This is a genomic window from Bradyrhizobium sp. CCGUVB4N (assembly GCF_024199945.1).
Taxonomy (GTDB): domain Bacteria; phylum Pseudomonadota; class Alphaproteobacteria; order Rhizobiales; family Xanthobacteraceae; genus Bradyrhizobium.
Map to the genome: position 1 here is coordinate 6,117,924 of NZ_JANADP010000001.1, position 12,573 is coordinate 6,130,496.

General features: G+C 64.1%; 12 protein-coding genes. 5 read left to right on the top strand and 7 right to left on the bottom strand.

What is annotated here, in order from left to right; all coding sequences use genetic code 11:
• Nucleotide 1 precedes the first annotated feature (1 nt).
• From NLM31_RS28420 to NLM31_RS28435, 4 genes are all read right to left on the bottom strand, one after another.
• Entirely contained in the window at nucleotides 2-742 is a 741-nt protein-coding gene (locus tag NLM31_RS28420; protein WP_254194400.1) for a metallophosphoesterase, read from the bottom strand.
• Between the two features lie 117 nt (nucleotides 743-859).
• Entirely contained in the window at nucleotides 860-1,465 is a 606-nt protein-coding gene (locus tag NLM31_RS28425) for a hypothetical protein (RefSeq protein WP_254194401.1), read from the bottom strand.
• The gene (locus tag NLM31_RS28430; protein ID WP_254132470.1) at nucleotides 1,458-2,144 is read right to left on the bottom strand and encodes a hypothetical protein; all 687 of its coding nucleotides are present in this window, start codon (nucleotides 2,142-2,144) and stop codon (nucleotides 1,458-1,460) included. Before NLM31_RS28430 ends, NLM31_RS28425 begins: the two co-directional genes overlap by 8 nt.
• Entirely contained in the window at nucleotides 2,141-2,911 is a 771-nt protein-coding gene (locus tag NLM31_RS28435; RefSeq protein ID WP_254194402.1) for a MotA/TolQ/ExbB proton channel family protein, read from the bottom strand. Before NLM31_RS28435 ends, NLM31_RS28430 begins: the two co-directional genes overlap by 4 nt.
• 181 nt (nucleotides 2,912-3,092) lie before the next feature.
• On the opposite strand from NLM31_RS28435, the gene NLM31_RS28440 reads away from it, so the two are divergent.
• From NLM31_RS28440 to NLM31_RS28455, 4 genes are all read left to right on the top strand, one after another.
• Entirely contained in the window at nucleotides 3,093-4,460 is a 1,368-nt protein-coding gene (locus NLM31_RS28440) for a sensor histidine kinase (protein ID WP_254194403.1), read from the top strand.
• A gap of 7 nt (nucleotides 4,461-4,467) precedes the next feature.
• Nucleotides 4,468-5,118: a response regulator transcription factor gene (locus NLM31_RS28445; RefSeq protein ID WP_254194404.1), complete on the top strand. Its 651-nt coding sequence runs from the start codon at nucleotides 4,468-4,470 to the stop codon at nucleotides 5,116-5,118.
• Nucleotides 5,119-5,289: 171 nt separating this feature from the next.
• A complete protein-coding gene (locus NLM31_RS28450; RefSeq protein ID WP_254194405.1) occupies nucleotides 5,290-6,321 on the top strand; it encodes an MBL fold metallo-hydrolase in 1,032 nt (343 codons plus the stop codon).
• Nucleotides 6,322-6,420: 99 nt separating this feature from the next.
• Nucleotides 6,421-6,726, top strand: a complete 306-nt coding sequence (locus NLM31_RS28455) for a hypothetical protein (RefSeq protein WP_254132475.1) — start codon at nucleotides 6,421-6,423, stop codon at nucleotides 6,724-6,726.
• Nucleotides 6,727-6,754: 28 nt separating this feature from the next.
• On the opposite strand, the gene NLM31_RS28460 is transcribed toward NLM31_RS28455, so the two are convergent.
• Nucleotides 6,755-7,342, bottom strand: coding sequence for a TetR family transcriptional regulator (locus NLM31_RS28460; protein WP_254132476.1), 588 nt, complete (start codon nucleotides 7,340-7,342; stop codon nucleotides 6,755-6,757).
• 617 nt (nucleotides 7,343-7,959) lie between these two features.
• Here NLM31_RS28460 and NLM31_RS28465 point away from each other — a divergent pair.
• The gene (locus tag NLM31_RS28465) at nucleotides 7,960-9,132 is read left to right on the top strand and encodes a M20 aminoacylase family protein (protein WP_254132477.1); all 1,173 of its coding nucleotides are present in this window, start codon (nucleotides 7,960-7,962) and stop codon (nucleotides 9,130-9,132) included.
• A 120-nt stretch (nucleotides 9,133-9,252) separates the two neighbouring features.
• Here the strand turns inward: NLM31_RS28465 and NLM31_RS28470 are convergent, their stop codons facing one another.
• Entirely contained in the window at nucleotides 9,253-10,578 is a 1,326-nt protein-coding gene (locus NLM31_RS28470; protein WP_254194406.1) for an LVIVD repeat-containing protein, read from the bottom strand.
• A 137-nt stretch (nucleotides 10,579-10,715) separates the two neighbouring features.
• Complete coding sequence (locus NLM31_RS28475; RefSeq protein WP_254194407.1) at nucleotides 10,716-12,569, bottom strand: ATP-binding protein; 1,854 nt, start codon at nucleotides 12,567-12,569, stop codon at nucleotides 10,716-10,718.
• Nucleotides 12,570-12,573: the final 4 nt, after the last annotated feature.

Below are 12,573 nucleotides of genomic sequence, written 5' to 3' on the forward strand. Positions count from 1 at the left end.
TCTAGCGCCCCTCCGACAGCCGGTCGGCGAGCCAGTGCGGCAGGCCGTTCGCACGGATCCGGCTCGCCGCGGTCGCGACGTCATAGGGCGCGCGGCAATACGTGACCTGGCATGAGACCGTGTCGAACAGCGCGAACGCCGCCGATGGATCACCGTCACGCGGCTGGCCGACCGCGCCGAGCACGGCCAGCCATTGCCGCCCGCGCAGGAGCGGCACGGACACATCGGTCTTCGGCACGAGTCCCGTCATCTTCGCCGTCACCGACATCGAATAGAGCGCGGGACGGTGAATGTGGCCGCAGAAGGTGACGTGGGCGGGGGTCGATATCAGGCTCCTGGCGGCGTCCGCCGTCGAGCGAATGTAGTGCCAGCGCTGGGGATGAGACGCCTCCGAGTGCACGAACAGGCGATCACCGTCCTCGACGAGCATCGGCAGCTCGGCGAGAAACCGGCGCTGCGCGACGTCGAGCCGTCCGCGCGTCCATTCCATCGCGATCTGGGCTTCATTGTTCATGGTTTCGGACGAGGAGTTCACCGCCTGGTCGTGATTACCGCGGACGGCGACGGCCCCCTGGGCGACCAGCTCCATCGCGGTATCCACGACCCATTCCGGATCGGCACCATAGCCGACGAAATCGCCGAGCATGACGAAGCGCTCCGCACCCCTGGCGCGGGCCGCCTTCAGGCATGCCTCGAACGCCTGCCGGTTGCCGTGGATATCCGAGAAGACAGCGAGAAGCACGCACCCTCCACCCTCAAACTCCTAATTGACGCCGATAAAGCCAATTTGAGGGAGGCGGGCAAGATGCGCCAGCGCGGGGCGGTTGACCAGCGCCGCGCTGACGTGATGGTGAAGAGCCTATTCCTCGTCCTTGGGCGGCATCCGGGGCGGCGGAATTGGCGTGAACACCGCGCCTTGCGCACCGGCCGGCGGGGCGTTGAACTCCCCGGTCGAGGAATCGCCGCCGCTGGTCTCGAGGATGACCTTGGGCGTCACGTATTCCCGGACCATATCGATCAGGCTGCCCTCGCCGCCGCCGAAATCCGCCGCGCGTCCGCCTTGCGGGTGGCCGGCCGCGATCTCGTTCTCGGCTGCATGGGTCTTATCCGCCAGGGTGTCGTTGTAGGGAACGCGGAAGGCGCGCGGGATGCCGCTCGGACGATGATCCTCGTCGAGTTCCTCGACCCACAGATAGATCGAGCCGGGATCGCCCTCCAGCGAATGCGGCTCGACGATCCGCGCCTTGAGCAGCTTGAAGTTGGCAGGCAGCCGGTCGGTGCTGGCCCAGCCGAGCAGCCCGCGCATTTCGGTGAAGCTGACGACATAGAAGGCGCTGGTCACCACCACTGCGACAGCCTTGAGCGACCAGTGCAGCCGCGCATAGACCAGCACGACCAGCAGCAGCGCGCCGATCACGGCATAGGCAACAGACAGCGTGAGGATGACCGTCTGCAGATTAATCACGGCGGATCCTCTTTACGTTCGCGCTCACACCGGTGCTCGGGTCGAGGTCGGCCCCATTGCGCCAGGTGCTGCGAAAGGTCTCCATCAGCGATTTCGGCCTTTGGCTGACATCGATGACCTTGCCCTCGGCATCGAGCCGGAACCGCACTGCCGTTTTCTCGTCACCGGTGTGGTCGAGCGTGAACTTGTTGTCGAAGACCACCTGCGCGGTCGGATTGAGTTTCTGCACCTTCACATTGGCCGTGACAGGCTCACCTGTCGTGGCGACGAAATGCGAGACGTTGACGGTGTATTCACCGGGCACGATACCGCGCAACGTCACGATCTCCTCGCGAATGGGCGAAGCGATCTTCTTGCCGGCGACCATGATGAAGTCGTTGGCCCCGCCGCGATCGTCGCGGTCGAGCGTGAGGAAGCCGGCCTCGCGGTGGCGATACCAGGCGATGTTGCCGGCGGGGTCCTGCACGAACAGGTCGAGATCGTCCGGGTGATTGTCCGGCCAGTCCAGCGTGATCATGAACTCGGCCTTGGAGTCGATCTTGCCCTCCTTGGCATCCGGGGAGACCGCAAGCAGCGCAAGGAAGAACAGGAAGGCGACCACCTGGAGCGCCTTGAACAACATCACGCCCAAGGGATCGAACTGCTCCTCGCGCGGATAGAGCCCGAAATCATCCATCATGACGGCGTTCCAGCGCCTTTGCGCTCGAGCACCGGCGTCACATAGGTCTCGGTCAGCACCACGGCATCGGAGAACACCCGCTGGGTCGCGGAATCCAGCATGTAGTACTGGATGCGGACCAGGATGGAACCGACGAGGCCGGCCAGCGTCGTGTACATCGCAACCGCCATGCCGTCGCTCATCAGCCCCATCGAGGAGCGCATCGCGACCTTGTCGGCGGCATCCAGTCCGGCGATCGGCGCCAGCATGATGATGAAACCGATGATGGTGCCGAGCAGGCCGAGCTTCATCAGCGTGTCGGAGACGAAGGCTCCGAACCCGTTGGAGCCGCGGAGCCGGTCGGCGAGCGTCCGCAGCAGCAGCGTCTGATCGACCGGCCGGTAATCCTGCGCGGCGGCCTTGGTCACGAGGCTCTCGATGTGATCCCGCACCAACCCGCGCGGCAGCGCAGGCGCGCTCGCATCGAGCACCCTGCTGCCGTCGGGCGCTGCCAGCACCGTGCGGCACCGCCGTGCGGCCGCCCCCTCACGCGCAATCGCCCGCGTGCGCAGGAAGCAATGACCGCAGGTCAGGATATAGAGCACCGCGATCACGCTCGAAATGTAGGTGCGGTCCGAGGTCAGCATCAGATGGATCAGGCCGAACCGCCACAGCAGCACCACGGCAAAGATCGATAGCCCCGTGAAGATCATCCAGAACAGCAGCGCGCTGCGCTCGGATGGGTCGGTCGCCGTGTTCGCGATCGGTCCAATCGTCATCGAACTCATGCTGCACTGCTCCTGACCTGCGATTCCACCCCGATTAGATCAAAGCCGCCGCATCCGGTCCAAAGACCCATGCCCAATCCGGCTTGGGAAATTTGCCCGAGCTGCAATCTTGCGGTGCCCTGCAATTGGCAAGGCGCGACGGCGTTGTTAGGCTGAGCTTACCAAACTTTGGGGTGATCGCATGCGCCTCGTGCTTCAGCTTGTCGCCCGTCTGCTTCTCATCGTTGCGCTCTGCCTGGGCGCGGCGACCATATGGGCCACGTTCGATGCCTATCGCAGCGTCGACCGGGCGACTGCGACGTCCGCGCAGCGGGTCGCGCAGGCGCTTCAGGGGCTGTATTGGCACGAGCTCTTGCTGCGCAGCAGCAGAATGCGCGAGCATCTCATGCCGGTTCCGGAGTGGCGAACGCTGGAAACGATGAAGCTGATCTCGCCCGGCGTCTGTGTCGAGTTCCAGCCGGCGACTGCATTCGAAAAGCCGCTGTGCGGCCAGAGCCAGGGGATTGGCAGGGTGCCGCCACGCTGGTTCGCGTCCATCGTTCCGACCTTCCTCGGCAGCCACGCCGAGGTGGTACGGCCGGTCAGCCCCCGGGCGGCGGCCGCCGGAACGGTGGTTGCGACACCGGATCAAGCGGCCGCAATCTCGCTCGCCTGGGAGTACATTCTCAATGTGATCGACGTCGCGCTGCTGATGGCGGCGGCGATCGCCCTGCTCGCCTCGCTCGCGATCGCGCACACGCTGGCACCGGCGCGGGCCATTGTGCTTGCCCTGCAACGCATGGCGCGCGGCCAGTATCGCACCAAGCTGCCGCGCTTCCGCTCCATGGAGCTCGGGATGATCGGCGGGGCCGTCGATGCACTGGGCAGCCGGCTGGAAGAATCCGTCGAACAACGCGCGGCGCTGACACGGCGCCTGATCGAGATCCGTGACGATGAGCGGCGCGCGCTCGCCCGCGAACTGCACGACGAGTTCGGGCAAAATCTCTCCGCCATCCTCGCTTTCGCCAACACGATCGAGACGGCGAGTACGAAAGACAGGGATCATGGCATCGCGCAGGACGCGCGCATGATCTCGCAGGCCACGCACCATCTGATGGCCTCGCTGCGCGACGCACTGAAGCGCCTGCGCAATCCACTGCCCGAGGAGCTCGGGCTGGAAGCCAGCCTCGTCAACCTCGTCGACAGCTGGCGCTCGCAGAGCGCGACGCAGCCGACGATCCAGCTCGACCTCAAGGGCGACCTCACCGACATCAGCGGTCCGGCCGCCACGACCGCCTATCGCGTCGCCCAAGAATGCCTGACCAATGCGCTGCGCCACGGTGCGGCCCGCGAGATCTCGTTGCACGTCGAACGCTGCGCAGGCGAGGACGATGCGCTGCTGATCCGCGTCGAGGATGACGGCGGCGGCGATGCGGCGCGCGTGGCGCGCTCGGCCGGTTTCGGCCTCACCGGCATCCGCGAGCGTGTCGCAGCCGCCGGCGGATCATTGTCGATCCTGCCCGCAAGCCGCGGGCTCAGCGTCGCCGCGACGATCCCGCTTGCCGCATGAGGCCGTCATGAGCGAGGTCGCAGCAACAGGCATCTCGGTGCTGCTGGTCGACGACCATCCGATCGTCCGCCAGGGCTACCGGCGCGTGCTGGAGAGCCAGGGCGATCTCCACGTCGTGGCGGAAGCCGACAACGCCGCCGACGCCTACGGCGCCTTCAAGGCGCACGACCCCGACGTCGTCGTGATGGACATCTCGATGCCCGGCGCCAGTGGGCTCGAGGCGATCCGCAACATCCGCGCGCGCAATGCGCGGGCACGGATCCTCGTCTTCACCATGCACAACGAAGCCGTGCTGGTGAAAGCCGCCTTCAGTGCCGGCGCTTCCGGCTTCGTCACCAAGAGCAGCGCGCCCTCCGCCGTCGTCAACGCCATCCGCAGCGTCGCCCGCGGCGAGCGCGCCATGAGCGACGACATCGCGCATGTCCTGGCCGAGGACAGCCTGTCGACAGGCTCGGCGCTGGATCAGTTGGGCGAGCGCGAGATCGAGATCTTGCGCCAGTTCGCCGGCGGCGCCACCACCGAAGAGATCGCGACGCATCTCAATCTCAGCGTCAAGACGGTCCAGAATTATCACTATCTGATCAAGACCAAGACCGGCACACGCACGGATGCGCAGCTCGTGCGGCTGGCGGCTAGCTGTGGATTGACCAGGATTTAAAGCTTAGCGACGACGTGCTCGCATAAGTTCCCAAGGCCCCTCATCAAAGCTCTGCTGCCCCAACGAAGGTCTCCAGCCTCCCTCAGATTGTGCTAGGCTCGATCGCCGGCACGGCATCGAAGCCACCCTCGTTCCCGTTGTATGTTTCGCACAACAGCAGGAGACGCTTCCATGAACATCAGGGACAGTCTTCTTGCAGCACTGATCGCCTTCAGCGTTTTCGCGAGTGGCCCCACCGAAAGCGCGGCAACCGAGGCGAAGGACCAGATCACCATTCTTTATGACGCCTTCGGCACCAATGACGCGATGACAAAGGACTGGGGCTTCTCCGCCCTCGTCGAAGTCGCGGGAAAACGCATCTTGTTCGACACGGGTAACAACCCCGAAATCTTCGCTGCAAACGTGAAGGCCAAGGGTGTCAACCTCTCGGACCTCGATTTTGTCGTTCTTTCGCACCGCCACTCCGATCACATGGCGGGTTTGTCCTACGTCCTGAGCGTCAATCCGACCGTCAAGATCTACGCGCCGAAGGAAGGATTTGGCATCTACGGCTCTTCGCTGCCGTCCGGCTTCTACCGGAAGGACGAGGCCTTGCCGCCGGAGATGCGGTACTATGGAGGCAAGCCCCCAGCGGTGATAAAATCTGGCTCGGCATGGGCCAATGCAAACTTCGAGCTGATCGATCAAACGACCGAAATTGCTCCTGGTATCACGCTTATTTCGCTGATCTCCGACGTGCCCGGGACGAGAGAACTCAAGGAGCTATCTTTGGCCGTCAACACCGCAGAAGGCGTAGTCCTTCTGGTCGGTTGTTCGCACCCCGGGATCGAGCGCATTGTCGAAGCGGCAACCGCCATCAATCCCAGGATTCATCTCATCGCCGGTGGATTTCATCTGGTCGTCGCACCTGACGAGGCCATCGCGAAAGTCGTTACCGCTCTGAAGGACAGATTCAAGGTCGACGCCGTCGCACCGGGACATTGCACCGGTGAGCCGACTTTTGCCGCGCTCAAGCAGGCGTTCGGCGACAACTATCTCTATGCCGGTCTCGGCACGTCGATTTCGGTTGGAACGAGTGGGAATACCAGACGCGGGGAGGGTCCGACGCTTGACGACCTTGCGACGTATCGCAGACTGGCCGGGCGCGAGGACCCGTTCGGCATATTGCGGTCGCGCAACTTGCGGTCGGGATCCGCGCTCTAGCACATCGGCGCGGTTCGCATTTTATCCAACGCTTGAGCCGAGCGGAATGGAACCGACACCGTCGCGCGTTTGTTGGCAGCAGAGTGAAGGAGTTGCGCCATGAGTAAGGCTATGCACCGAACGCTCGTCGATCCTCCGCTCCTCACCGTGGGCGACCTCATCGACGAACTCTGCCGCCTGCCGGATACGGCGGTCGTCCACTTCCGCTGCCCCGCGCTCGATCAGGAGCTTACATTCCACCACCTTCGGAGGCAGTCAAAGAACATCGTCGAAATCGCGGTGAATGCATATCCGCAGAGCCCGCCGGTTGTCCCATCCGCCGACGCCGCTTTTCACGCACGAAAACAATCGTCCCCCTCGCCTTCTCTTCGCGAGGACACCCTTCTGCGCAAGGCGAAAGGCTGAAGCGGCGCTTTGGTGGGAGGGTGTCGGCTTAGGCCGCCTTCAATCCGCGCAGCAACAGCGCGAGCGTCGCGTCGACGCGCGCGGGCAGATCGGCATCTTTCCACTCGTCGGCATGGGCCGGATGGTGGAAGCGGCAGGTCGCATCGAACAGCGCGCGCGCGGTGGTCTTGACGTCGTCCACGGCGAACACGCCCTGCTTGACGCCGTCGGTCAGGATCGCCGCGATCTGATCGATCATCGTGTCCTTGTGACACTTGACCGCCGCGCAGGCCTCGCGCGCCAGCGTGAGATAGGTCTCGAACATCTCGGGGTCGTCGAGCACGCGCGAACGCTTGGCGGCGAACAGCGTGCGCAGCCAGCGGTCGAGCCTGTCGGGCGCAGGGCCCTGCTCCTTGGTGATCGCCAGCAAAGGCGCGTCGATGCGGTCGAGCCAGCGCTTGGCGACGGCCTCGCGCAGCGAAGCCTTGCTCGGGAAATGGCGATAGACGCTGCCGTGGCTCACATCGAGCGCACGGGCAACGTCGACCACGGTGGCCTTGGCAAGTCCGTAGCGCCGCAACACGTCCTCGGTGACTTCGAGGATCCGCTCCGGCGTCAAGACAACAGCTTCATTCATGCCAGCACCATGTTCCCGTTCAGGGTCCAGTTACCCGGCGATGGATGCTTACCGAAGCGCCCATACCGGTCGGTTCGGAAAGCTCTCGCCTTAATGAGGCAGTTTTGCAGCCTGCGCCGCGATCTGGCGCGCAACCAGTAAATTGAGCCAATGCCCAATCGTCCCGGTGAGATTGATGATTTCGGTCGTCATTGTCGTAAGTCTCCATTCGTCCGCGGCCCTCGTCCTTGAATGACGACCCTCGACCCGGTGTTGTTTCGGATCTCGGGCTCCCCCTGGAGGTGGCCACGGGACGCCCAATCGGAGCGTCTGGAAACGGATATACACGTCTCGCTGACAGATTTCAATATCTGTCAGTCAATGATCCGTGATTGACAGCCAATATTTGCGGGACTCTGCCTGGGTTGCCGAACCACACCCGCCTCCGCGGACCATGGTACCTTTCGGCATCATCATCCCCGGCCGCCTTGCCACGCCGTCTGTTTCGCCCTCCCCCTCCGCCACATCACGGCGTAAAAAGCATCTTCGCCGGCGTACCCCGCTTTCGCCCGCCGCCCGCCTCCCCTGCGGCGTACGCTGCGTCCACCCGTCCCACGAAGAAGAAACGGATCCCCTCCATGCCCATCGTGAACCGCATCGCCGCCCTCTCCGATGAAATGGCCGCCTGGCGCCATGACTTCCACGAGAACCCGGAGCTGCTCTACGAAGTCCATCGCACCGCCGGCATCGTCGCCGACAAGCTTCGCGAGTTTGGCTGCGACGAGGTGGTGACGGGCATCGGTCGCACCGGCGTCGTCGGCGTGATCCGTGGCCGCAAGTCGGCCTCCGGCAAGACCATCGGCCTGCGCGCAGATATGGACGCGCTGCCGATCCTGGAAACCGCCGATGTGCCCTATGCCTCGAAGATCCCGGGCAAAATGCACGCCTGCGGCCATGACGGCCACACTGCGATGCTGCTGGGTGCCGCAAAATACCTCGCCGAGACGCGCAATTTCGACGGCACCGCGGTCATGATCTTCCAGCCCGCCGAAGAAGGCGGCGGCGGCGGCAAGGCCATGGTCGAGGATGGGCTGATGACGCGCTGGAACATCGACCAGGTCTACGGCATGCACAACATGCCGGGCCTCGCCGAGGGCCATTTCGCGACCACGCCGGGTCCGCTGCTCGCCTCCTCCGACAACATCCGTATCACCGTCCACGGCAAGGGCGGCCATGCCGGCGCCACCCCGCACCAGGCGATCGACAGCGTGCTGATCGGCTCGCAGATCGTCAACGCGCTGCAATCGATCGTCGCGCGCAACGTCAATCCGCTGCAGTCGGCGGTGGTCTCGATCACGCAATTCCACGCCGGCACCGCCTTCAACATCATCCCCGAGACCGCCGAACTCAGCGGCACCGTGCGCACGCTCGATCCTGACGTGCGCGATCTCGTCGAGCGCCGCATCGGCGAAGTCGCCGAAAGCGTCGCCCGTGCCTATGGCGGGGCGGCGGAGACGACATACACGCGGATGTATCCGGTGACCTTGAATCATGCGCGCGAAGCCGGCGTCGCCGCCGACGTTGCCCGCGACATCGTCGGTGCCGACCGCGTCAACGACAAGATCATCCCGATGATGGGCGCGGAGGATTTCTCGTTCATGCTGGAAGCACGCCCCGGCGCCATGGTGCTGGTCGGCATGGGCGACAGCCCGGCATGCCATCACCCGGCCTATGTCTTCAACGATAACATCCTCGGCCACGGCGCCTCGTTCTGGGTGCGCCTGATCGAAACCGCGATGCCGGTCGGGTAGTCTTGGTCTCGTAGCTGCGTAGGGTGGGTTAGCCGAAGGCGTAACCCACCTCTTCTGCTTCCGCGGTGAGAGACAGCGGTGGGTTACGCTTCGCTAACCCACCCTACGACTGCGTACCTCTCATCCCTGATATTGCAGCACGTGCATGCCGGCGTTCCAGTCGCTGACGAACATCATCCCGTCGGGCCGGACATAGGCGTCGCACGTCTTCGCCGCGAGCGCGACGTTCGGACGGGGGTCGATGAGCTTCTTCGGCGTCGGCGGCACCCAGTAGGCGAGCTCCTTCGGCGCAAAGGCGTCCCTGACGTCGAACACCCGCACGCCGGCATTGTTATAGGTCGCGAAAATCGTCTCCTCGCTCTGGAACGCGCCGGGACGGTTCTCGTGCAGATTATGCGGACCGAAGGTGCCGTTGGTGCAGAAATCGCGGTCGCGCGGCGTCGGCAGGGTTGCGATCGGCACCGGGTTTTCCGGCGCGCGCACGTCGAGCACGAAGGTGTGGAACAGGCCCTTGGCGCATTGGTCCGCGTTCGCTTCATCCGCGACGATTGCGAGCTGACGCTTCGGCAGCGGCAGCGGCGTATGCGTGCCGCCGGCGAAGGGCGGCGACCAGTTGATGTGCGACAGCAGCTTTGGATTGGTGGGATTGCTGATGTCGTGGATGGTGAAGCCGCCGTCGCGCCAGGCCGCATAGCCGCGATCGCCCGCCGTGATCATGTGATGGAGCGCAAAGCGCTTGCCCTTCGGCGTCGCCGGCTCGCCGGCCGCACGGTTCATCCCCGGCAGCCACCATTTCGCGACGATCTCCGGCTTGGTGATGGTCTTGAGATCGACCACGCAGAGGATGTGGTCGGTGAAGCCGTCGAAATGCGCCGACACATAGGCATAGCGCCCACCAGGCCACCACAGCCGGTTGATGCCGAAGCCGGGCATTTCCAGGAACGCGATCTCGCGCATCTCGCCAGGTTTGGAGATGTCGTGGATGGAGAGGCCAGAGCGGAATTTCTTCGCCTTGGTGATGCTGTCGACCAGCGTGTTCTCGAAATAACCGCGCATGTTGTCGTACGACTGCATCGCGACGATGTTGGCGCCGTTCGCAAGCAGCAGCATATCTTCAGCCACCTGCAGATGGTGGGTGCGGGTGTACTGTCCCGCGGTGAAGAAATTGACCGGCTTCAGCGCACGCGGATCGGAGGCGTCCAGGATCGTCACGCCGTCGCTGAACATGTGCCCGACATAGATGTGCTGCCGGTTGAACATCACCTGCACGCTGTCGGGCCGCCCGCCGATGTCGCTGTAGGAGATGTGCTGGATGCCCTTGCCGATGCCTTCAGGGGGAACGTCCGGCTCTGCAGCCCGTGCCGGCCCCGACCAGCCAGACAGCGCGGCAGATCCGAGCACGGCCGACAATTGCCGAAGATGGCTACGGCGAGTGACTTCAGGCATCGCGTTTCCCCCATTTTTTGGGGAGATGATGCTCGCTTGCGGCGAGGCACGCAAGCCTTGTGTCGTCCGCCATGCAAGCGTCACGATCGACGAGCTGCGTCAGCAAATTGGTGAAGACGCGCTGCGCGCACCGCCCGTCAGCGGGCCGCAGAGCGTAGACCTATTGGCTCATCCGCCCTCATCGGGCGAGGTGCGGTCTGGTCTGACGCGAGAGGTAGAGTGAACTGGAAGACGGCGCCCCGCGGCTCGTTTGCACCAGCCCACATCCGTCCGCCATGCGCCTCGATGATCGAGCGGCAAATGGCGAGGCCCATCCCCATGCCAGTGGGCTTGGTGGTGTAGAAGGCTTCGAACAGGCGCTCCACGTTCTTCGGATCCAGCCCCAGACCGGAATCCCGCAAAGTGACGTGCACGCCGTCCGATGCATCCCAACCGGTGCTGATCAGCAACTCGCGCTCCCCCTCACCGACAGCGGCCATCGCCTCGATCGCGTTGACGATCAGGTTGAGCACCACTTGCTGAAGCTGAACCCGATCTGCCTGAACGGCCGGCAAGCCCTCGGCAAACTGCGTTCGCACCGAGACGCTGTTCTTGAACGCTTCGCTGCGGGTCAGCGCGATGACCTCAAGCACCGCCGGGTTGATCTCCAGATTCTCTTTTTGCGGGGGAGCATTCCTGATGAGCGCCCGAATCCGGCCGATGATGTCGCCGGCGCGCATGCCGTCACTGGTAATCCAGCCGAACGTCTGTCGAACCCGCTCCAGATTTGGCGGCTGGGCCTCCAGCCAGTTCAACCCGGCCTCGGCGTTCGCCACCATCGCGGCGATCGGCTGGTTGACTTCATGGGCAATCGAAGCGGTAAGCTGCCCCATCGTGGTGACGCGATTTGCGTGCGCGAGCTCCATCAGGGCTTCACGGTAGCGCCGCTCGTGTTCGCGGCTTTCGGCTTCCGCCCGCTTGAGTGGCGTCAGATCAAGGACGAAGCCGACGCCATTATCGGTACCTTGCCCAAACATGGTCCCGCCGATCAGCACCGGAACACGGCTTCCATCCTTCCGCACATACTCCTTCTCGAATGGTTGCGCCGACCCGATCCGCTTCAATTCCGTCACGGTCTGCAAATCGCGGCCGCGCCATTCCGGCGGTGTGAGGTCGGTCCGATGCAAACGCCCTGAGGCGAGATCCTCCCGGTCGTATCCCACGATGCGAAGGAATGCATCGTTGGCCTCCAGAATGCGTCCCTCGACTTCCCAGATGATGATGCCGATGATGTTGGCATCGAACAGGCGCCGGATCTTGATATCTCGTGCTGCAAGATCACTCTGGAGCTGGATGTTCTCCTCGGTCGCCATTCTTCGCCGTTTCGCTTCGAGCCGCGCGAGCGCCAGCGCAGCTCCGGCCAGCGCGACGACGAGGACAACGGCGCCGGCGATCAGCCAGGTCCAGCGTCGCTCGAATGCTTCAGCGCGCGCCTCCCGGTCGGCGAGCTGAAAGCGCTCGTGATCCACCATCTGGTCGATTTGCGAGCGGATCTCATCCATGCTGCGGATCATAGCCAGCGCGGCCAGCCCGGACGTGCCGGCCGTCTTCAGCAGTTCGTCGATCTCGCGTAGCGTTGCTGCAACGGTCAGTGCCAGATGTCCGGCCCGAAGGCCTTGCAACGGATCGTCCGCGACCAGCGTCTGCAGCGCCTGAGCCTCCCGTCGTACACTTTCGTCAGAGACGCCGTAGGCCTTGAGATAGGCGGGGTCGAGAGTCATGAGATACCCGCGCCGTTCGGTCTCCAGTTCCGCGACGATCGCCCGCAGCCGATCGAGCGTTTCGAGCACCTGGCGGCTATGCTCGGTGAATTGATGAGCTGCTTGCCGCTCCTCCCAATATTGCAGGCCGAGGAGGCCGGTCGCGGTAAACAGGGCCACCAGCACTGCGACCGCAAGGATCAGCGGACGAGTAAACCACCGCAGATAATACCCAGGAGCGAAGACTGGCATGGCC

Bases quoted from the DNA above. Each gene is read 5' to 3' on its own strand.
- NLM31_RS28430 (WP_254132470.1), bottom strand. From the start codon at position 2,144: ATGATGGATGATTTCGGGCTCTATCCGCGCGAGGAGCAGTTCGATCCC.
- NLM31_RS28435 (WP_254194402.1), bottom strand. From the start codon at position 2,911: ATGAGTTCGATGACGATTGGACCGATCGCGAACACGGCGACCGACCCA.
- NLM31_RS28440 (WP_254194403.1), top strand. From the start codon at position 3,093: ATGCGCCTCGTGCTTCAGCTTGTCGCCCGTCTGCTTCTCATCGTTGCG.
- NLM31_RS28445 (WP_254194404.1), top strand. From the start codon at position 4,468: ATGAGCGAGGTCGCAGCAACAGGCATCTCGGTGCTGCTGGTCGACGAC.
- NLM31_RS28450 (WP_254194405.1), top strand. From the start codon at position 5,290: ATGAACATCAGGGACAGTCTTCTTGCAGCACTGATCGCCTTCAGCGTT.
- NLM31_RS28455 (WP_254132475.1), top strand. From the start codon at position 6,421: ATGAGTAAGGCTATGCACCGAACGCTCGTCGATCCTCCGCTCCTCACC.
- NLM31_RS28460 (WP_254132476.1), bottom strand. From the start codon at position 7,342: ATGAATGAAGCTGTTGTCTTGACGCCGGAGCGGATCCTCGAAGTCACC.
- NLM31_RS28465 (WP_254132477.1), top strand. From the start codon at position 7,960: ATGCCCATCGTGAACCGCATCGCCGCCCTCTCCGATGAAATGGCCGCC.
- NLM31_RS28470 (WP_254194406.1), bottom strand. From the start codon at position 10,578: ATGCCTGAAGTCACTCGCCGTAGCCATCTTCGGCAATTGTCGGCCGTG.
- NLM31_RS28475 (WP_254194407.1), bottom strand. From the start codon at position 12,569: ATGCCAGTCTTCGCTCCTGGGTATTATCTGCGGTGGTTTACTCGTCCG.